General features: G+C 45.7%; 16 protein-coding genes. 10 read left to right on the top strand and 6 right to left on the bottom strand.

Annotated features, from left to right (window positions below; all coding sequences use genetic code 11):
* Positions 1-4: 4 nt before the first annotated feature.
* Positions 5-2,425, bottom strand: coding sequence for an MASE1 domain-containing protein (locus QUA58_RS05190; protein WP_333393237.1), 2,421 nt, complete (start codon positions 2,423-2,425; stop codon positions 5-7).
* Between the two features lie 620 nt (positions 2,426-3,045).
* Between QUA58_RS05190 and QUA58_RS05185 the strand changes: the two genes are divergently transcribed.
* The 7 genes from QUA58_RS05185 (at position 3,046) to QUA58_RS05155 (ending at position 5,673) form a co-directional block, all read left to right on the top strand.
* Positions 3,046-3,384, top strand: coding sequence for a type II toxin-antitoxin system RelE/ParE family toxin (locus QUA58_RS05185; protein WP_172192304.1), 339 nt, complete (start codon positions 3,046-3,048; stop codon positions 3,382-3,384).
* A complete protein-coding gene (locus QUA58_RS05180; protein WP_216670776.1) occupies positions 3,377-3,727 on the top strand; it encodes a helix-turn-helix domain-containing transcriptional regulator in 351 nt (116 codons plus the stop codon). The genes QUA58_RS05185 and QUA58_RS05180 overlap by 8 nt, the downstream gene beginning before the upstream one ends.
* A 47-nt stretch (positions 3,728-3,774) precedes the next feature.
* On the top strand, positions 3,775-4,068 hold the full coding sequence (locus QUA58_RS05175; RefSeq protein WP_172192306.1) for a hypothetical protein: 294 nt from the start codon (positions 3,775-3,777) through the stop codon (positions 4,066-4,068).
* Positions 4,058-4,279 carry a hypothetical protein gene (locus tag QUA58_RS05170; protein WP_333248761.1) on the top strand — a complete coding sequence of 74 codons (222 nt, stop codon included), beginning with the start codon at positions 4,058-4,060 and terminating at the stop codon, positions 4,277-4,279. Before QUA58_RS05175 ends, QUA58_RS05170 begins: the two co-directional genes overlap by 11 nt.
* A gap of 121 nt (positions 4,280-4,400) precedes the next feature.
* Positions 4,401-4,649: an AbrB/MazE/SpoVT family DNA-binding domain-containing protein gene (locus QUA58_RS05165; protein WP_015174616.1), complete on the top strand. Its 249-nt coding sequence runs from the start codon at positions 4,401-4,403 to the stop codon at positions 4,647-4,649.
* Positions 4,643-4,918, top strand: a complete 276-nt coding sequence (locus QUA58_RS05160; RefSeq protein WP_333393236.1) for a type II toxin-antitoxin system PemK/MazF family toxin — start codon at positions 4,643-4,645, stop codon at positions 4,916-4,918. The genes QUA58_RS05165 and QUA58_RS05160 overlap by 7 nt, the downstream gene beginning before the upstream one ends.
* 251 nt (positions 4,919-5,169) lie before the next feature.
* Positions 5,170-5,673: a DUF2243 domain-containing protein gene (locus QUA58_RS05155; RefSeq protein ID WP_333248768.1), complete on the top strand. Its 504-nt coding sequence runs from the start codon at positions 5,170-5,172 to the stop codon at positions 5,671-5,673.
* A 97-nt stretch (positions 5,674-5,770) separates the two neighbouring features.
* On the opposite strand, the gene QUA58_RS05150 is transcribed toward QUA58_RS05155, so the two are convergent.
* From QUA58_RS05150 to QUA58_RS05140, 3 genes are all read right to left on the bottom strand, one after another.
* A complete protein-coding gene (locus QUA58_RS05150) occupies positions 5,771-6,742 on the bottom strand; it encodes an Rpn family recombination-promoting nuclease/putative transposase (RefSeq protein WP_333248769.1) in 972 nt (323 codons plus the stop codon).
* A gap of 142 nt (positions 6,743-6,884) precedes the next feature.
* A complete protein-coding gene (locus tag QUA58_RS05145; protein WP_333248772.1) occupies positions 6,885-7,247 on the bottom strand; it encodes a hypothetical protein in 363 nt (120 codons plus the stop codon).
* A 146-nt stretch (positions 7,248-7,393) separates the two neighbouring features.
* On the bottom strand, positions 7,394-14,092 hold the full coding sequence (locus tag QUA58_RS05140; RefSeq protein ID WP_333393235.1) for a translocation/assembly module TamB domain-containing protein: 6,699 nt from the start codon (positions 14,090-14,092) through the stop codon (positions 7,394-7,396).
* A gap of 453 nt (positions 14,093-14,545) precedes the next feature.
* Here QUA58_RS05140 and QUA58_RS05135 point away from each other — a divergent pair, with 453 nt between their 5' ends.
* The 3 genes from QUA58_RS05135 to QUA58_RS05125 all read left to right on the top strand — a co-directional run bounded on the left by QUA58_RS05135 (position 14,546) and on the right by QUA58_RS05125 (position 18,499).
* Positions 14,546-14,932 (top strand): DUF3110 domain-containing protein, encoded by a 387-nt coding sequence (locus tag QUA58_RS05135; protein WP_333248775.1) that lies wholly within the window; start codon positions 14,546-14,548, stop codon positions 14,930-14,932.
* 215 nt (positions 14,933-15,147) lie between these two features.
* Positions 15,148-16,062: an N-acetylmuramic acid 6-phosphate etherase gene (gene murQ, locus QUA58_RS05130; protein WP_333393234.1), complete on the top strand. Its 915-nt coding sequence runs from the start codon at positions 15,148-15,150 to the stop codon at positions 16,060-16,062.
* A gap of 715 nt (positions 16,063-16,777) precedes the next feature.
* Positions 16,778-18,499, top strand: a complete 1,722-nt coding sequence (locus QUA58_RS05125; protein ID WP_333248779.1) for an EAL domain-containing protein — start codon at positions 16,778-16,780, stop codon at positions 18,497-18,499.
* Positions 18,500-18,675: 176 nt separating this feature from the next.
* On the opposite strand, the gene QUA58_RS05120 is transcribed toward QUA58_RS05125, so the two are convergent.
* Positions 18,676-19,896, bottom strand: a complete 1,221-nt coding sequence (locus QUA58_RS05120; protein ID WP_333393233.1) for a CAP domain-containing protein — start codon at positions 19,894-19,896, stop codon at positions 18,676-18,678.
* A gap of 659 nt (positions 19,897-20,555) precedes the next feature.
* The gene (gene nblB, locus QUA58_RS05115; protein WP_333248786.1) at positions 20,556-21,230 is read right to left on the bottom strand and encodes a phycobilisome degradation protein NblB; all 675 of its coding nucleotides are present in this window, start codon (positions 21,228-21,230) and stop codon (positions 20,556-20,558) included.

Here is a 21,230-nt window from a genome sequence, read left to right as displayed (position 1 = left end):
CCTTTTATGCTATAGTAGCCGCAATTAAGTTCAAAACCTTTTCATATTCAAACTTGTGTAGAGAAGTTGCGATCGCCTCAGCTAAAGGCTCATTGTAAGTAGCTATTTTTTTCACCACCGCAGCAATTAATTCAGAATCGGAATACATTACGGCCTCTTGGAGTTGAGCTAATAGATTCCTCGGAATTTCTGCCAGTGCTTCTGTGGTTAGAACCTCTCTTGTTTGTATTTTATCCGTATTTTTGGGTGTTAATTCTTCATAAACATATTTCACTCCAATATGCTTATTCATCCCATTAAATATTTCTTCCTCTCGGAAAGGTTTCCTCAAGAAATCATCACATCCCGCCGACAGAACCACCGCTTTTTCTTCTTCTAGTACGCTAGCTGTCAAAGCAATAATCGCCGTTGCTTGACCTTTTGTCTGAGATTTAATAGTTTGAGTAGCAGTGTAACCATCCATCACCGGCATCCTCATATCCATCCAAATTAAGTTTGGCTCCCACCTCTCCCAAATGTCAACTGCTTCTTGACCGTTACTGGCTTCCTGAAGCTCAAATCCCAAGGGAGATAGCAGTTTAATTAACAATTGGCGATTGAGAGGTTTATCGTCAACTATTAAAATGCGATATTTGGGTTGATTGGGTTCTAGAGCGATGACTCTGCGAGAGGGTTGGTGTGTAGCAATGTCGCTAGCTTCTACTTCATTAACTTGAATATTAAATAAGAAGATTGTGCATTGTCCCACTTGGCTTTTGACTGTAATATCGCCTCCCATAAGATGCACAAGTTGGCGGCTAATTGGCAAGCCTAAACCCGTACCTTCCTGAGCTTGTTTTCCGGTTTCTGTTTGGGTGAAGGCTTCAAACAAATTCCCAATTTCTTCAGGGGCAATTCCAGATCCTGAATCTTCAATTTCAAAATGTATGGTGTATGAATTGGTATCAGCCGCTGCCGCTGTTTGTTGGGAATGGACAGGAGTTTCTAAAACGCTAACTCTTACTGAAACTCCTCCCTCTTGAGTAAATTTAAGAGCATTATTAATCAAGTTAATGAGAACTTGACGCAATTTAACATCATCGGTACGGACGTAATGAGGCAGATTGCGATCGTATTCCAAGAGTAACTGTAAACCTTTCTCTTCAGCTTTCATTTGAAACATATCGTGTATGTCGTCAAGTAAGCGATGGAGATCGAAGTTTTTAGGATTAAGGCTGGTTTTACCTGCTTCGATTTTAGAGAGGTCGAGAACGTTGTTAATGAGGGTTAGTAGGTGTTCGCCGCTGCGAGAGATAATGCCGACGCTTTCTTGATGTTCGCGAGGGAGGGTTTGAGAGCGAGTCATAATTTGAGAAAATCCCATAATTGCGTTGAGAGGAGAGCGTAATTCGTGGCTCATGTTGGCTAAAAATTCGCTTTTGGCACTGTTGGCAACTTCGGCTTTTTCTTTAGCATGGGCGAGTTCTGCTGTGCGTTCCTCGACTCTACTTTCTAACTCTTCATTTGCTCTTTTTAGTCGGGCTTCTGCTTCTGTGTTTTCTGTAATTACCGCCGATAAAATCAAAGTTGTAATAGCAACAACACTCATAAAGGATTGCAATAGTAACAATGACTCATTGAGTGACGGACGAACAAATGGCCCTAAACCCTTAGCAGTTCCCACCATAGAAATGACTGACACGATGACGATTAGTAATGTTGAACCCTGTTGTCCGAATCGAAAGGCTGACCAAACTAAGAGGGGAATCAACATATACACGACAGGATATCCACCGCCAAAACTAATCTGACTGATGATAATTACTAGGAATAGTAACAGTGCTGCTTCTACAAATCTTTGTTTAAATAGTAATTTAATTGGCTGAAGTTCCCGACTCCATGCTAATAAGACTGGTCCAAAAACAAGTGTTCCGATCGCCTCCCCTGTCCACCATGTCCACCAAATTACTCCATAGATTGTCCAAGGTGCTTTGCCAAGCAGACACATAGTTGTTACACAAATCGTAGCGTGCAAAGCAGGAGCCAGCAAAGCCGCGAATAGTACAAAGGAGAAAACATCTTGAGCGCGATCGAGCAAATGACGGTCTCTGATAGATCGGTTTATTAGATATACTGCTAAGAGTTGGCTTAATGCGTCGGCAATTCCAAAGATAAAACTGAGCAGGATACTCGTAGGTGTTAACTCTTGAGTAGAAATATTACTGATGAACTGACCTAAAAAGATACCGGGCAAGAGCGGATATCCTAATGACCAGATAGCGGCAAAACCAAGACCAGAACCTATCCAAATTGGTGTTGCAGCTCCAGGCAGGTAAGCCAGTGAGAGTGATATCTTAGAGACACCGAAGTAAATAATAGCAAGTAGAACTATTTGCAATATGGTTTTGCGATCTAATGCGGTTGGAAGTTTGTATATCCTGTTCATACTTCATCCTTTAAGGTGATTTACTTTTTTATGAAGTCTGTTAAACCAACACTTCGGACAGTTTTCAACCGCTAAGGGTATAATGAGGGTTTCAGGCTTTCGTCAAGCTCCGATACAAACGGTACAATGACACTTTCAGGCTCTCATTCACAAACTGTCCGAAGTATTAAGTTAAGAAGTATTGAGTTAATTTGAGTTAGAAATAGTTTTTGCCTAAGATGCGGTCAAATTAATTTTTCCAGCTTTTATCGCCCGATCGCACCCCTGACCTACTGAATCTTCCTAGATGCGCTAATTATAGTGCAATTAAGATTTATTTATTTTAAGAAAATCTTAAATTTTATTTAATTTTGATAAAAAATCGGCAAAAACCTGGGGGGGATGACAACCCGCCCGAAATGCTTATCCCTCCTTTGTCACTCTCGGATTGTCGCTACTTTCCTGACAGTCTCACAACTGACGCACCACGGAATAAATGCTGCGTCAGTTGTGAGTTTCAGTGATAATTGAGAATTACCACACTGACGCACCCTACCGCTTCGATCGCACGCCATGACATACAAAATCGCAGCTACCAGAAATGATATCATTTGACACTTAGGCTTTTACTACATAGAGTCATGGAAGTCCACAAGCGTGAAATTCAAACCTATGAAACCTTAGAAGGAAAAATCCCTTTTAAAGACTGGCTTGATGCTTTGCGCGATCGCGAAGGGAAAGCTAAAATAAAAGGTAGACTTCAGCGGGTTGCTCTTGGTAATTTAGGAGACTGTAAATCAGTAGGAGAGGGTGTTTCCGAATTGAAAATTGACTGGGGCCCCGGCTACCGGGTTTATTTCGCAGAAAGAGACTCAACTATTATACTCCTCCTTTGTGGTGGAGATAAAAGTACCCAAGATCGAGATATTCGCAAAGCCAAAGAATACTGGATAGAATTCAGGAGTAGAGACGATGCCTAAAACGCACAGTTACCATGATTATCTGATTAACTCGCTTCAAGATATTGAAGAAACTGCTGCTTATATTCAAGCAATTCTAGAAGAAACAGCACCGGAATCCGAACTGTTACTGACGGTACTCAGAGATGTAGTTAAAGCTCAAAGTCAAGTCTCTATTATAGCTGAAGACGATTTACAAAATTGGGATCAACTTCAGGAATTGCTGAAAGCATCAGGCGGAGAAGAGATTTACCGATTTATGGGTTTGCTGAAGGCTTTAGGATTAAAAACAGAGATTGCAGCAAGTCAAAGCAAAACACCAGAAGTATCAATAAATTCTCGTGAAGTAGGGTGCGTCAGCTAGGGACAAGGATTTGGCGTTTTATTTCATCCAGCGTGGAGGACTTGATAATGCAAAATTTAACTCAATTAACTCAGCTTGAATTAGTGCTTCTTGCATTAGTAGCTAGAGGTCGAGGAAAGTGCAATTGGTATCAACTGGAAAAGCAACTTTCCTGTCTAGATGTACCACGAGAACCTGGCATGATGGTTGTCTTAAAAAAACTGGCTGCTGATGGCTTGGCTAAACGATATACCGAAACAGATTCGTGGCGCGACAGATGGGAGTTGACGGCAGAAGGGTCGATTTTGATGACAGACGCAACCGTTTATGAACTCACTACTTTATCCGAATATGAAGTTTAACTTAGAAACCAGATTTGTAGTTTGCATTAATAATCAAGACTATCAAGCATCATTGGAAGTGCGAAAAATCTACCAAATAATACCGAATAATCGCGCTGCGGAACATCAATTTATCCGAGTTATTGATGAATCCGGCAAAGATTATTTGTATCCAGTCGCATATTTCGTGCCCATAGAATTGCCGAAAGCCGTAGAAGCAGTATTTGCATAGACAAAGGTTATGTAAGGGCGGGTTCACCAACCTCTATGTTTATAAACAGCAATCTCAATAAACCCGCCCCGCCCAATATTGTGTTACAATAAATAAACCTGAGTGTTAACATCGCAAATGTATGACAGCCAAAATACACATCAGCAAATTAGGTAATTCCTTGGCTTTGCCAATACCAGACTACATAGTAAAGTTTCTCAACCTTAAAGCCGAAGATTCAGTAATTTGCAGCATAGAAAATGGGAAACTGGTCATAGAGCCTGTAAATAATAAAATATCAAAGTATACCCTAGATGAATTATTGGCAGGCGAAATAGAATCTAGCGAAGAAGTCTCTTGGGGAAAACCAGAAGGAGAGGAAGTTTGGTAAACTATATCCCCGAACGAGGTCATTTTATTCGCCTCAATTTTGACCCTCAATCAGGACACGAACAAATGGGGACTAGACCTGCACTGGTTGTGAGTCAAACTAAATTTAACCGAAAAATGGGGTTTGTGTTTGTTTGTCCCATCAGCAACACACAACGCAAAAATCCGTTTTATGTTCCCATTCCAGAAGGTGAAGCGATAACAGGTGTAATTATGACGGATCAACTCCGTTATGCAAGATTATCGCGCAAGGTAAGCAAGTTTTCTTAGTGAATGTCGATCAGATATAATTGAGGAAGTTTTGAGGCGAATTCAACCTATTTTGTTTGAGAATATGAGGGTTGATGAATAGTTAATCAAATTATAAACTAGATTTGTAGTTGGCATTAAGCATCAAGAGTATCCAGAAATCTCTCTCGCGGATGATGCGATCGCCCCTCCTCCCCAGCAAAACTAAAAAATGTACTGGCAAATCCCTTCACAGACCCAGGCTCAGCAGTTAAATAATCTGAGGTTTTCCATTGGACGATCGCACAAACTCACCCGCCACCGCTGTAAACAACCGCCGACCTCTAATTATCGCAGGAATTCTCCTCGGTATCGGTCAATCCGGATTTTTTGACGGCATTGTGCTGCACCAACTCCTCCAGTGGCACCATATGTTTAGCAGCATTAAAACCGATGCTACTGTTGCCGGTTTAGAATTAAATACCCTCGGAGATGGATTGTTTCACGCTGCGGATTGGTTGGTAACAGTGGCGGGAATCTTCTGTTTGTGGAGTGCTGTGAAGCGCAAAGATGTTCCTTTGTCAACTCAAACTTTTTTCGGTTCAATATTAATTGGTGCTGGATTGTTTGACTTTGTTGAAGGCATCGTTGACCATCAAATTTTGGGAATCCACCACGTCAAACCTGGTATCAACGAGTTAGCTTGGGATTTAGGGTTTCTCGCTCTTGGCCTTATTTTAGCGCTGTTAGGTTGGATACTGGTACAGAGGGAAGTTCCCGCAGATACTAAAGTTTAAATGAATGCAGAGATTGAGAATTATACCAAATCCGGGTTAAAAATCCCCGATGAGACTCGACCGTTTCAACCGTTGAGTCTCTTTTTAACTCATCAGTTCATCCCGCCGACTCCAACCACGCAATCAAATCCTCTTGACTCCTAAAATCCAACAAAGCCTCTCCCAAATCATCTAACTGTTCGGCAGATAATCCCTGGATGCGAGTTTGAACTTCCGGTGTAACCTCACCCACCCGCCGCACGAGTAGACGCATAATTAATCCTATTTCCCCCTCTATTTTCCCCTTTTCGATTCCTTGTTCGATTCCTTGTTCGATTCCTTGTTCGATTCCTTGTTCAATCCCCTGTTGTATACCAATTTCTATCCCTTTCATCACAGACCCGATTTGGTCTTGGATAAACATTTCTCGCTTGTCTACATCATTCAATTCGTCTAGGGTCAAATTTGCTCGGTTGGCAATTTCCAGCGCGGTATTAATCTCTTCAACAGACTCCAATGTCTCTGGTACTGCTTCCAAAGAGGGCGCGTTTTTCATAAAGTAAATCCATTTTTCCGGCAAAGTTTCGAGTTCATTCAATTCTTTTTTGAATTTTGGTAACTCGACAAACACTAACTTTAACTCGCAGTTGGGATAGACGAATTTCTCTTCAGTTTCTGTGAATTCAAACTTTGAAATTAGTTTTTCGGTGTTTTCAAATAAGATAAAATCGGTGATGGTTAAAGCAATGACTGGATTTAATCTTAAGTAACCGTCTCCAGCTTTGAGTTGAGTTGAATAGGTTTTAGCTGCATTGTAAACTACTCGTTTTTCAAAAGCGGCTACATTGAGTACCTGCATTTCCACAATCACGGTTTTGTTTCCGGTAATCTTGGCTTTGACATCCAGGTAGGTGTCTTTCAATCCTGTGACGCTTCCGGCTGAATAAGGGTCAATGATTTCTATTTCTTGGATTGTGGGTTCTCCGTTATACACCATTGCATTTAGGAAGCTGATTAAAATTTCTGGATGTTCGGAAGAAGCGAATATTTTTTTGAATGCAAAATCTGTTTTGGGGCTAATGAAGCGCATATATTTTATAGGAGTTTTTTTATGAACCGCAGAGGGCGCTGAGGACACAGAGGAGGAGAAAAGAGAGGAAGATGGATATTGACAAATATGGGAAGGGTTGGGTTTTGTTGTCTCAACCCAACCTATTATCTCAATGCTTTTATCAGCCTGTGGCTTGAGTAGTGGCAGGCGACATAACTAGCTTTCCAGTTATATCCATTGTTGCTAGCTTCAGCACTTCATTAAAAGCTAAACCCCGAATTTTGAGTTCCCACCGAATGCCTTTTGCTTTCATTCGCTTGGCTTTCCGCATATCGACATCAGCAGCTTTTTGATGCAAGAGCAAATATTTCATTGCTGCTGTAGCTTCTACTTTTGTGGGAAATGCAATATAAGTGATAAATCCGCCGTCCCAGTGATTGGCGTTGCGGACGCTGCTGATAGTCGCAACTCTCGGACTAAAGCGGTTCCAGTAAAAGTCGCTGTAGCCGATCGACTGTGTTTTAACTTGGAGTTTGTTTGCCATTTGACTTAACTCCTATAATCTGGTGCGCGGGGTTTGCAGGACTAATTTGCTGCTGTTACTATTATAGCAAATTTTTGGGAATTGGGAATTGGGAATTGGGAATTAGAAAAACAACAGACAACTGCCAACTGTCAACTGCCAACTGACTAAAACCTCAATTCATATTCAGCAGTGACGCGATTGTCTCCTTGAAAATTACTGGAACTCCTGAGTAAAATTTTATCGCTCAATCGATAGCGCACAGTAAATTCTGTCGGTTGATTTGCTGACAAAACTCGAATGATTGAGGCGGAAATATTGCGCGTGATATCAAACCCAACTTCTAAACCTAAACCGAGAGAACCCGCACCAGAACTGGAACTAGCAGTTTGTGCTTCGTTGCCTCTAATCCGAGTGGGAAATAAGCGGAATTCGCTCAATCCTGTGGCGTTAGTAATCGCAGATTGAAGGTTGTTCAATAAACCCGCACCGGCTAAATTTGCGATCGCCAGTGTACTGTCTCCCTGTCCCAAAGTCTGCACGAAACTGCCACCTAACAGCGCTACAATCTCTGTTTCCGATCGGCTTGGAGAGCTCCTCAACTCCAGACTTTCCGCCAACTGAGAAGCCCTTCCCTGCACTAACGCTTGAATTCTGACACTCCGCACGCTGCCGAAACTTGTCGGTTCATCGGCTATTTCAGAGGCGACAGATGTTCCCGGAGTGCGGAAGCGCGTTACTTCCTGTACCGAAGTTGCTAACCTCACATCCAGCGTCGGATCGAGTCCTTGTCCCGCTATAAAGGTAGCAGTTTGCGGGTACCCCTTATCAAGCTTAAACTGCGTTGTAAACAAATTCACCGCCCCCGAAGTCAACCGAATCGTACCTTCCGGGCGAATATCGTCTAAAGTTCCATTCACCGTCAAACCCCCAGTCGCCTGGAAACTCAATATCGGCGGACTCGTTACCCGCACTCCCCGGCCCAACTTCAGTTGCAAATCCCTGAACACCACATCAAAGGAAGGGGAAGGAGAAGCCGAAGCCGTGGAAGGAGAATCGGAAGGGGAAGGAGGGGCCGCAGGAGAAGACGGGGAATCGGAAGGGGAAGCTTCTGTCGCAGGAGAAGATGGGGAATCGGAAGGCGAAGAAACTAACTGAGTTGCACCGCCACCCGCACTTGGCAGAAATACTTCGCCGTCGTAGAGTTCAATGTTACCGCTCAAGCGCGGCCGAAAAGCCGTGCCCCTGGCTTGGACTTGACCGACTGCGCCACCGCGATACAATCCTCTGAGATTCAAGGCCAGCTTGTCGAGATTGACAGCCAAAGGATTTGCTGCATCGACATCGCCTGCTGCAAAGGGCACTGACAGGGGAATCACGCCCTGCGCCACAACTTCTCCCTGACTCAACTGTCCGCGAATTCCTTCTACCCGAATTCGATCGCCCTCAAAGCGCACCGTCCCAGTCAGCCCTGTTAGCGGTTCTGGGAAAGCCCTCGCCCGGACGGTAGCATTTTCAAAATTTGCAATTCCTTCCGCTACAGGCTCTTGCAGCGTCCCTCCGACACGAATTTGCACCTGTCCCTTGCCGCTGACCCAAGCAACTTGCGGAGTCAAGACATTAATAATTCCTAATCCTTCATTTTCCAAATTCGCCCTCAAATCAATTTGATTGCTGTCAGGTTTCACAGCAGCAAACGGCAACTCAAAAGGCAAACTTCCCTGAACTTCAATCGGTTCGACTTGAGTCACCAAAGCGCTGCCGCCAAAATTGAGGCGGGCGTTGCTGTAACTAAAACTGCCGTCAGCTTGTTTAATCGGTTCTCCGTTTAGCGTACCGTCAACCAAACTCAATTCTCCGGTGGCCTGCGGATTTTCCAAACTGCCGGCCAAGTTCGCCCGCAAATTCAAATTTCCGGTGACATCTACAAAGGGCAATTCTACCAGTTCGGCTAACTTTTGCACCGGCACATTTTCGATTCGCAACTGCCCGGATTGAGCTTTTTGACTTAGTTGTCCCGAAAAGCCGATCGCACTTTTGCCCGATCGAATTTCCAGAGGTAAAATAGTTAAAACCCCGTCCTGAAAACCGCCCTCAATGCTGAACTTTTCAGCAACATATTGGCCCCACTGCCAATTATCGCCCTCAACATTAAATTTAGCTTGCACACCGGTTCGCAAAGAACCCGCGACAGCAATTTCCCCGCCAAAAGTCCCCTGCAATTGAGATAGCGGCGGCAATTTTTGCGATTGGGCCATCACCTCCTGCCGCTGCTGCAAAAGCACTTCAATTTCTTCTAAACGGCGCAACTGTATGATTAACGGGGCTTCTGGTTCTCCGACTGCGACAGTTTGCACGTCGGCGGCGTTAGCGTAAACGGGAGGTTTTAAGCCTCTGGCTAAATCGCCTAAATTGAAATATTGTAAAGCCGTTAAAATTTGCTGCAAGTTGCCCTGCTTGATGTTAACTTTCCCGGCAAATTCAGGGTTTGCGCCTGTTTTCACATTGCCGGAAATTAAGTATTCACCCGTACCTTGGCGGAAGATGCCGTTTGTCAGAGTGGCGCTGCCGTTAGCATAGCTAAATTCGGCTTGAAAACTGTCACCTTTAATGTAGCCGATCGCCGGTTGCGCGATCGCAATTTGTCCGTTTGCTTGCAAAGTCTGCGGATTTAACGGCATCTTCCAGCCCGGTACATTCACCTGTCCCGAAACCGTACCAGTTATCGGCCCCAAACCGGCATCTTTACCCGGCGACAGATTCAAAGCAGCGAGGGGAAAATCGCTTAAATTCACTCGCAAAGTTTCTCCCTCAGTTTCGCCACGGGCTACAGATTCCCCGCGTTTAACTAAGAAAGAAGTCGGCAGAAAAGATGAATTTAAAGCTAATTCAATTTTGTCGCTTGCGCCGGCCAAACGCAAGTTTACACTTTTATCGGAATTCGCACTCACAATCCCCGCCAGTACAGGATCGAATTCAACTTGATTTACTGCCAAATTCCGCACTTCCACATCGCCAACTAAACTGAGGGCGGAGAGATTTCCGGTGAGGCGGCCCGTGAAATCGACATTGCCGCGAACAGGCTGATTTGTTTCTGAAGCGTTGTTGACATTCCCTGCTTTCAAAAATGCCAACTGTTCAGTTGGTAAGGCTGCGAGGTTAAAATTGGAGAGTTTTATATCCAAATCCAAATTTTCAATTGATGGCAATCCTTTACCTTCGAGTTCGACATTCACAAAACCGCTGGCTGTCAAACCCGGAGTTGCAGCTTTTTCTATTTCTACCCGCTTTCCGTCCCAGTTAAATACTGCGTCAAAAGGTTGTTTCAAAAACGGCAATTCGGAGATGCGGAAAATGCCGCCGGCGCGAACATTTTGTAGGGGCGGTGCCCCCGAAGCAGCGGCTATCGGGCCGGATAAATTGACATTGCCGTTAAATATGCCTCGCAATAGCGGGAGATTTTGGGCTTGGGAGACTAAACCGCTGGCTTGCAAGCTTTGGCGCTGGGCTTCAAAGGCTTTCTGGAAGCGACTTAAGGCAATTTGGTCGCCTTCGATTGAGGCGCGCCAATTCCCGGAGGCGGCGCTACCTGTGGCGTTGACAACTCCGCCACCGTTGGCGAGTCGAATTTGTCCGTCGCCCTTGGCGGTGATGCCGTTGGCAGTTAAAAAATTATCTACACTGCCCAAAATTCGGACTTTACCGTCGAGGGTGCCGGCTATTTCTGGCGGTAAATTGGCTGTCAGCAAACCTGTTTGTTTGAGGGTTTGTTCTAAGTTGCTGACTGTAACTCCGTTGGTTTCTAGCAATGCTTCTAAGTTGCCGTTTTCCAATGTGGCTGCAGTATCGATCGCCCCTAGTCGATCGACCAAAATCACTCCTTCTGCCTTAGCACTAATTCCCTTGGCTGTCAAGTTATCCAAACTGCCCGCTGCTTCCAGTTGGCCGTTAACTCTGCCGTCAAATCCTTTGGGCAAAGTTGCCGTCAGGGTAAACAGTTGGGTATCGCGGATTGTTTGTTCTAAGCGGCTGAGAATAACTCGATCGGCATCAGCGAAAACTTGCAACCGTCCACCATCTAATTTACCTTTAAAATCAACCGTACCGTCGGCAATATTGAGTTGGCCGCTGCTGTTGGCTGAAATATCGGCGGCGGTTGAATTATTCAGATTTCCCGACGCTTGAATTTGATTGGATATTTGTCCGTCTAGCGATTTTAGATTTTGGATTTTAGATTTTATATTGTTGAGATTGGCGACTGTTTGGGGGTTTTCAGCAACGAAGGCGGAAGCGACATCTAACAGCGGCAATCCTAAATCTACCAGGCGGGTGATGGAAGTGCGATCGGTTTCTGCGATTCCTTGCCAATTTCCCTCTGTCAATTCTCCTTTAAAATTGACATTACTGCCGGCAAGATTGAGTTGCCCTCTGCCGCTGGCCTTGATGCTGCTAGCGGTCAAATTGTCAAGACTTCCCGATGCTGTAAATTGACTCGATAGCAGTCCGTCAATCGATTTTAGATTTTGGATTTTGGATTTTAGATTGTTGAGATTGGCAGATTGTTGATTTTCGGGATTGAAGGCGGAAGCGACATCTAACAGCGGCAATCCTAAATCTACCAGGCGGGTGATGGAAGTGCGATCGGTTTCTGCGGTTGCTTGCCAATTTCCTTCTGCCAATTCTCCTTGCAAATTCACATTGCTATCAGCAAAATTGAGTTTGCCGTTGGCCTTGACATTGATAGCGCTAGCGGTCAAATTGTCAACATTTCCCGCAGCTACAACTTCACCTGCTAGCTGTCCGCCAAGGGATTTTAGATTTTGGATTTTGGATTTTAGATTGTCGAGATTTGCTGAGGATTGCAGCTTGAAAAACGGTAAACCAATATCAATTAATTGATTGACAGCAACTCGTTCTGTATTGCCATAAGCTTGCCAGCGGCCGGATTCCAGTGTGCCACGAACATTAACAATACTGTCAGCAATATCTAGTGTTCCTTTGGCGTTAGCAGCGATCGCATTTAAACTCAAATCGTCCAGAGTTCCCGCAGCCTCGGCGGTTCCACTGAAGAAACCTGTTAATTGCGGAGGTAAATTAAGTTCTGGCAAGACTTGCTGCAAACTATTAATAGCTATGCGATCGCCCCCGATCAACGCTTCCCACTGACGATCTTTTACCGCTGCATCCACATTTACATTAGTGTCGCCAATTTTGACAACTGTATTTTGTAAATCCACCGCATTGCCTGCGGCGATAATTTCACCGCTTGCGGGAAAAGTTCCTTGCTGTGCTTGCCATTTAACTCTAGCTTGGATGTTGTCAAAAGGGCCGAAAAGTTGAGCTTTGGCGGAGATATTGCCAATTTTAACAGTAGCAGGAATCTGGACAGCGTAAATTTGGGCGATCGCATCTCCCGGTACATTTTCAGCTTGCAAATCAAACACCAAACCCGATCGCGAATTCCCGCTCGATAAAGCTATATCGACTTCACCTTTACCGCTAATTTTACCACCGGCAGCCGGCACTATCAACATATCGCTCAAAGCCAAACCTAGAGAGGAAAATGGGGGAATAGAAGATTGAGTTTTGGGAGTTGTGGTTTGAGCCATTCTCCTCGGTTCCAGCTTAAAATTAGTGCTAATATTGTTTAATTGCAGGCGATCGACCACAGCGGGTTTCGTGGAGGCGATCGTACCTATCAGCAGTGGATTTGCAACGGTTCCAGTCAGTTTAACATCGGCCTTAACTTCCCCCGCAACTGCGATCGGCAATACAACTTTCTTCCCTAACTCTGTTTCCACCGCACTGACAACATTTGCCACGGCTACCGGCTGCACGTTAGTTATTAGATTGAAGCTAGCTCGCTCTAGATTAAAATTTTCTCCTGTTGCCACTGTTCCAGCTATTTTAACTGGAATTATACCGTAATTAGCAGTCAAACTATCCACAATCAAATTAGTTCCCTGAAACCGCAATTGACCGCTGCTATTTTGGATTGTTTGTTTCAGCGGCTTGATATTTGCCTGCAATCCGGCAAAACTAGCAGTTCCAGTAAGTGCTGATAATTTATTATCTCGCAATTGCACGGTTAAATTGCCATTTGCTAGACCTTTTTGTAAAGAAATTCCCGGCAGTTTCAGCAAGCGGGCGAGGTCGGACAAAGGTAAGTTTTGACCTTGCAACTGCAGGTTAGTTTGAGCCGCAGGCAACAGAGAATCTGCCTTTACTGCAAAATTATCATTATTAGTAAACTGACCGTTTACTTCGTAGAGGATGCGCTGATTTTGCTCGCGAAATAAAGCACTGCCGTTGTTCAGACTTACAGAAATTGGAACCGATCTTGGCTGTCCGATGGGGGGATTTGGCACCAAAACTGCGCTGACATTTTCAACGCGCAGGGCATCAATTTCTGTTTTAAATAAACCTGGTTTTTTGGGTTCTGAGGTGGGAATATTAATCCAGCTACCCTGCTTGTCCTGTTCGATATAAACGCTGGGTTTAATTAAGGTAAGATCTAATTTTAGAGTGCGGTTGAACAGCAGTGGCAAAATTGAAAATTTTACTTCTACTGCTTCTGTAGATGCGTAATCTGGATCTGTAGGAGTTGCAGGTAAAGTCGATCGGCCAAACCGCAAACTTGTCGGAGAAAATCTCTCCAAACGTCCGATTTGCACAGGCCGCTTCAGCAACTGACTGACTTCAGTTTCCACCAAAGGAGCTAACTTTTCCCTCACCCACTTGTATCCTACCGCCGCCCCCACCAAAGCGAGAATACCCAATCCCGTACCGCTAAGCAGCAGCAGACGCCACCAGCGGCGGTGGGGACGGGGTGCGAGTTGATTTTTGTTATCGTCGGAGTTAGTCATGGGTGTTTCTCAGAAATCAGAGAATTCAGGAATTAAGGGAATCAGCCAATTTTAGACAGGTATAATTTCTGTGATTCGCCAGTGTGCCTTCTGCCTTTGGTAGACTCAGAAGTGAGGTCGGAAGTGCCGATCGCGCCCAACGAAGGCCGAAGGCACGCCCCACTCCAGGGTAGACTCCAGAAACCTTTACCGAACTTAATCAAAACACGCAACATCACCTAAAACCAAGTCCTCCAACTCCCCCAAATCCTCTGGGTTTCCCCCGCTGTGCAGGATCGGTGGTCAATCTAAAATCTAAAATATCAAACCAAGTCGTCCAAATACCCCAACTCCTTTCGATCGCGCCAGTGCAGGATCGGTGGTCAATCTAAAATCTAAAATATAAAATTTAAAATCGGTTGCCCGATCGCTCCTAAGATAAAAAAACGGTGGTTAAGAAGGTCTTTAAAACTTATGCGAGTGTTCGTCTTACTCTTCAATGCCCGCACCGAGAATGAGGGAATTCATACCATTCAACTCGGCGATCGCAACAAAGTTCTGATGTTTGAGTCAGAAGACGACGCGACACGCTTTGGCGTGATGTTGGAAGCCCAGGATTTCCCCGAACCCGCTGTCGAGGCGATCGACGATGAGGAAATTAAGGAGTTCTGCGACAGTGTTGATTATGATTGGGAACTGGTACCGGCGGGCGCGCTGGCGATCCCGCCAGAAGACAATGTAACACAGACTGAGTGGCAAGCAGAGGGGCAGTCGCAACCGGAGTCACAGCCGGAGTCGGATTCTGATGTTTCCCAAGACGAACTGGATTCTATGCGCCGCCGACTCGAAGGACTTTTGTGAGAGTCAGTTGACAGTTGACAGTTGACAGTTGACAGTTGGCAGTTGGCAGTAGTCAGTTGACAGTTGACAGTTGACAGTTGGCAGTTGGCAGTTGGCAGTTGGCAGTTGACAGTTGACAGTTGGCAGTTGGCAGTTGGCAGTAGTCAGTAGTCAGCAGTCAGCAGTCAGTAGTCAGTAATCGGTACTCATTAGTAGATAGACTTGAATTGCAAAATATGAAGAATTTGGAAGAACGGGGGCATCTGCTGACGGAACAGGTGAATCCCAACAGCGAGAATTTAGACCAACTTAGCTCGATCGAATTAGTGGACTTGTTCAACCGGGAAGACGCCCAAACCTTAAGCGCGATCGCCCTGGCCCGCGAACAGTTAGCCCAGGCGATCGACATCGGCGCCGAATCTCTACGTCAAGGCGGTCGTCTGTTTTACGTCGGTGCGGGTACTTCCGGGCGTTTGGGGGTGCTGGATGCCGCCGAGTGTCCCCCCACCTTCTGCACGCCGCCAGAACTCGTACAGGGCATAATTGCCGGGGGTGCGGGGGCTTTGGTGCGGAGTTCGGAGGATTTGGAGGATCGGGCCCAGGATGGGGCGGAGTCGATCGCCCACCGTCACATTACCAACTTAGATGTGGTTGTCGGGATTACGGCTGGGGGCACAACGCCGTTTGTCGCGGGCGCTTTGCACGCAGCGCGCCAGCGGGGGGCGAAAACAGTGTTTATCGCCTGCGTACCAGTCGAACAGGTGAGTTTTGAGGCTGATGTGGATATTCGGTTGTTGGTTGGCCCGGAAATAGTCGCAGGTTCGACGCGCTTGAAAGCGGGCACGGTGACTAAAATGGCTTTGAATATTCTTTCGACTGGCGTAATGGTGAAGCTGGGGAAGGTTTACGGCAATCGGATGGTTGATGTGGCGGTGACTAATCAGAAATTGCGCGATCGGGCTATACGGATGTTACAAGACTTAACTGATTTGAGTCGGGATGAAGCGGGTTTTTTGCTGGAAAAAAGCGGCAAGTCTGTCAAGCTGGCTTTGATGATGCACTGGACTAATTTGGAGAGGGAAGAGTGCGATCGAATTTTGGGCGAGTTTCAAGGGAATTTGCGATCGGCTGTGGCATCAATTAGTCAGTAGTCAGTAGTCAACTGTCCACTGTCAACTGTCCACTGTCAACTGTCCACTGTCAACTGTCCACTGTCAACTGTCAACTGTCAACTGTCCACTGTCAACTGTCCACTGTCAACTGTCCACTGTCCACTGTCAACTGTCCACTGTCAACATCGATTCAAAAAATTGTGAAATCTCTTCAGTGGATCTGATGTGATAAACACTTTTGGTATTTTGAGCGCGATCGACATACTCGCGATATTTGGGAGTCTAATACTTGTGACACAACCAAAGAACACGGTAACTATTAATGGAACTCTTCAAAATTGCGCTCTTTTCCTGCCAGCCTTCTGGCGGTTTAAAGCTACCTGCAATCATCCGTTTGGTAATTTAGTTATTAGTTATTAGTCATTAGTCATTAGTTATCAGTAGCGGACTAAAAGCTGAAGGTTGATCGAATTTGTAGCTTTAAAAAAGTCAATTTCGGTGATTTTTGACGTGGATCATTGACGTTTTTGAGAAATGCGATTAGCGTCAGTATATATATTTATTGTTTGGCGATCGCTTGGATATTTTATCAGACCAGCGAGCGCGGCCCGGTATTGTCTATCGATCGCTTTGTAAAATATCTGTCAAATCTAAGGCGATCGCTCCTTAGTTAAAAAAGCAGTTTCTGAAGCCAACGCACCTAGTACGAGACTGCTGGATACTCTACCCACCTTGAAAATTAAAACCGAGTCCTATGCAACCAAAACCTAACGTTAACCTATACTCATTCTTGGGGCATATCCCCTGGCTGAAAAAAAGCTACACTGCCAAAATTATGGTGGTTGCATTTTTAGGCACGCACGTTCCTTTGCTCACCTTAATGGTCTGGTTTCTCACCTCCAACGCTTACTCTATAGAGACATCAGTCCGGGTTCTGGTGATTGCTCTGCTGGCGACATTAGCGGGTACGGCAGCAACGCTTTATACGCTACGCCACCTCCTGGTTCCGGTAATCTTAACCTCGGAGGCTCTACAAAACTACCTCGATACCAGAACATTGCCGAACTTACCCACAGAGTTTACTGATGAAGTCGGTACGCTGATGGCAAATTCCTCACAAACGCTTTACAAACTAGATGAATTGATTCATTACATTACCCACTACGATGAACTGACTGGATTGCCAAATCGTGACTTATTCTGCGATCGCCTGAATGAAACCCGATCTCAAAATCACTCACCCTTGGTGGCAGTGCTGGTATTGGGTATCGATGATTTCACAGGGATGCGCCATGCGTTGGAGCCTCGGATATGCGACTTACTAATTAGAGCCGTTTCCCAACGGGTGGTACAGTGCATGGATCCGTCAGATGTGTTGGCGCGTTTGGGCGACGGTGAGTTTGCGATCGCTCGCAGCGAACTCCCCTCGCTGGAGAGTGTGGTCAAGCTATCCCAACTGCTGCTGAGTACGCTGATCAAACCTTTCTCTATCAAGGGCAACCCGATCCACATCACCGCCAGTCTTGGCATTACATTGAACCATCTAGAAAATACGAATTCTGTAGGGAAACTTCTTCAGCAAGCCGACTTCGCACTTCATCAGGCAAAGCAGCAAGGGCGGAGTCACTATCAGTTTTATTCACCCGAAATGAACGTTAATTTACAGGAGCGACTGGCCCTAGAAAATAGCCTGCGCGGAGCCCTGGAGCGCAACGAACTACTGGTTTACTATCAACCGCTGATCGACCTGCAGGGCGGACGGGTGACAGCAACGGAGGCGCTGGTTCGCTGGCAGCATTCTACAGAGGGTTTGGTCTCTCCGGTAAAATTTATTCCGATCGCCGAAGCCAATGGCGAGATCGTGCCCATTGGTGAATGGATCTTGCGAACGGCTTGCGCTCAAAACCGTCGCTGGCAACTGGCTGGGCTGCCAGCCCTGCGGATTTCGGTGAATCTGTCGGCTCGACAATTTGAGCAAACGAATCTGGTTGAGATGGTTCGCCAAATTTTGGCAGAGACCGAACTCGAAGCTGCCTATTTAGAACTGGAAGTGACTGAAAGTGCCTTGATGACTGACATTGAGCGATCGGTCACAACCTTAACGCAACTGCGAGAACTTGGCGTGTCCCTCGCCCTAGACGACTTTGGCACAGGTTATTGTTCCCTCAACTACCTGCAACGGTTTCCGGTTAATATGCTCAAGATAGATCGATCCTTTGTCAAAGATGTACTGTCTAACCCGGACAGCGCCACCATTACTGATGCGATCATTGCTCTGGCAAAAAGTCTGCGGTTAACGATCACCGCAGAAGGCATTGAAACCAAGGAGCAACGTGACTACCTGCAAGCGCGAGGCTGCGATGAAGGTCAAGGGTTTTACTTCAGTCGCCCTGCTAACGCTGATACAATCACCAAACTGCTAAAGGACTCGCTTGAGTCTGATGCAGAATCTATCGCTATTGCCACACACTTTTAACTTAATTGGCGTAAGTCCCACGCTGTAATTGTACTCAATTCAGCGCTGCGATATAAGCCAAACAAAGTCTGTGAATTTCTCACAAAAAGATGGTATTTCACGCTGAACCACTAAAGCGCTCTTGTTTTTAGATTCCCGACTTCTCCAAAAAGTCGGGAATCTCGATATGCTGTTTTTTAGGCGTTAACAAAAACAGAAGATGTAAGCTGACTTTGACTGACACCCTGCACGATTCCTAAATAATTACTACCAGACTTAATCGCCGTAGAAGCGATGCTTGCGCCTCCATCCAACTGCAAACTCACATCTTCAAAAGTCAAGTTTGCAAATCCGATACCGTCAGTCAAACCAATCTTATCTCCGATCGCAAAATCGGCGATCGCATCCGCACCAATTAAAGTAGCCGAAGCAGACACACCTCCTGCTAGGATAAACGTATCATTGCCAGCACCGCCGGTCAGAATGTCTTGCCCGCGATCGCCCCCCAACAAATCATCGCCGTTACCGCCAATCAAGATATCGTTTTCTTTGCCGCCGCGGAGAGTATCGTTACCGTCAGATCCGATTAGTCGATCGTTATCGTTATTGCCGCTGATAAAATCATTGCCAACACCGCCATCAATTGAATCCGATTCTTTGCCACCCAATAAGCTGTCATTCCCACCTGCGCCATTAATTGTATCAGCACCTTGCATCCCATTAATAATGTCAACACCATCTCCACCGGTGAGATTATCTTTACCAGAAAGAGCAAAAATTGGCAATCCCGCAGCAGTTGCAGGTATTTGAGAATCCCCACTATCTGATAGGAAATAATTGCCGCCGCTGGCTGTATTCTTGGGTGCTGGCGTCGGGCTGCCGTCCCCTGTAGCATTGGGTATTGGGGAAGTAATTGCTACCAATGTGTTGGGAGTTGGTGTGGGAGTTGGTGTGGGAGTTGGTGTGGGTGCGGGATTGGTAGTACCGTCAAGAGAAGTCGCAAAAACCTGCGTCCAATAGTGATTCCAATTTTCAGTGCCAGTATCGTTGGCTAAGAAATAGTAACCGATCCCAATTTCTTTGAGATTGGGGTTAAGAATATTAGTGCGGTGGCCGGGACTGTTCATCCACCCTTCTATGACTTGTTCAGGTGTAGAATATCCTACACCAATATTTTCCGCTGCAGCTCCATCCGCAAATTTATAGCCCGTTGTAGTAATGCGACTGGTGAATGACGAACCATCTTTGCCGGTATGATCGAAGAAGTCTTGCAGTGCCATGTTTTGGCTGTGAGTTTCCGCCGCATTTAGTAACTGAGTATTTAAGGTTAGGGGGGACAAACCTAATTTGTTGCGTTCTATGTTGGTGAGTTCTAAAACTTTATAAATAAAGTTTTGATTGGTTGAAGTTGGTGCCACTTGAAATGCCGAGCGCTCTCCTATTAAAATGTCCAAGGACTGAGAACCTGAATTTTGTAGTTGTTCAAACATGGGGATGATAGATAGTTTTAAGACTTGGTTTTGCTGGTAGATGGCTTACCGTCTTAACGATAGTTTCCCCGATCGCTAGCTAGTTGGGGACAATTCAATAATTGTGTGAATCCCTGCTACTGCTGTATCTATTTTGATTATAGCTTTTGTCAAAGTGCGGATGTCAAGGGATCGGCTCTGATTGGGTAAGGGAAGAGTGCGATCGAATTTTAGAAGAGTTTCAATGGAATTTGCGATCGCCCGTGGCATCAATACAATTTTAGATTTTAGATTTTAGATTTTAGATTTTTCCTGATCAGTAAGGTTTGCGCTACGCAACCAGCCCGCTGGCTGGCTGGCTAGAAACCCGGTTTCTACAACTTTTGCAGAGAGGAACCAGAAATATAGGAAGAAACCGGGTTTCTGAATTATGTGTGCGATCGCGCGCCAACTCGCGGGGGCGAGAAACCCGGTTTCTACGATTTTTACGTTTGGTAACGAGAAATCTCGGAAGAAACCGGGTTTCTGATATTAGCAATCGCGAACGTAGTTTTTAGTAGAATCCTCAAAAAAAATTCTAAATTAATTCAAAATTCACACCTCAAAACTCACAACTTTAAAATATTTTCTTGTCCGGCTCTAGCCTCCTGAGCAACTTGCTCAACCTCATCTTTGGCGAGAATTTCCAAAGCCGCCTCTGCTTCTTTACCGCCCAACCGCCCGAGAGCTTGAGCTACTCTGTAACGGATCTGCCAATCTGCATTGGAAGCGTAGGGAAGCAGCAGCGGCAGCGCCCGTTTATCTCCCAATTCACCTAATGCGCTGATGGCAATGGTTTGGATCAATTCGTTTTCAGAAGTCAGGGCATTTTCTAACATCGGAAAGGCTTTCGGATCTCCCATTTCTCCCAAAGCCGCAACGATGCTCAGTTGCACCAGCCATTCAGAGGTACTGCTATAAACTTGCTGCAAATCTTCTAAAGCCTCGGTTAATTTCAATGCGCCCAAAGCATCGGCCGCTGCTGCTTGCACGTCGGGTTCGGGGTCGTTGTTCAAGCTGTTTCGCAGTACCTCTAAAGCGTTCGGCAGATTCTGCGTGCCGAGGGTTGACATTTGGCTGACTGCTGCGTACCGAACCCGGACGTTTTTGTCGCCGATCGCAATTTGAATCAGTTTATAGGCGATCGCGGGTTCTAGTTGCCGCAGTTGGTTGACTGCTCGCAGTCTTTCGCCAAAATCCTCGGAATTCAGCAATTGTTCGACAGACTCAGGGGTAATGCTCAT

This window comes from Microcoleus sp. N9_A1 (genome assembly GCF_036701795.1).
Classification (GTDB): Bacteria; Cyanobacteriota; Cyanobacteriia; order Cyanobacteriales; family Microcoleaceae; genus Microcoleus.
Note: the sequence above shows the minus strand (reverse complement) of the source record. Positions and strands in the feature narration are given on the sequence as shown.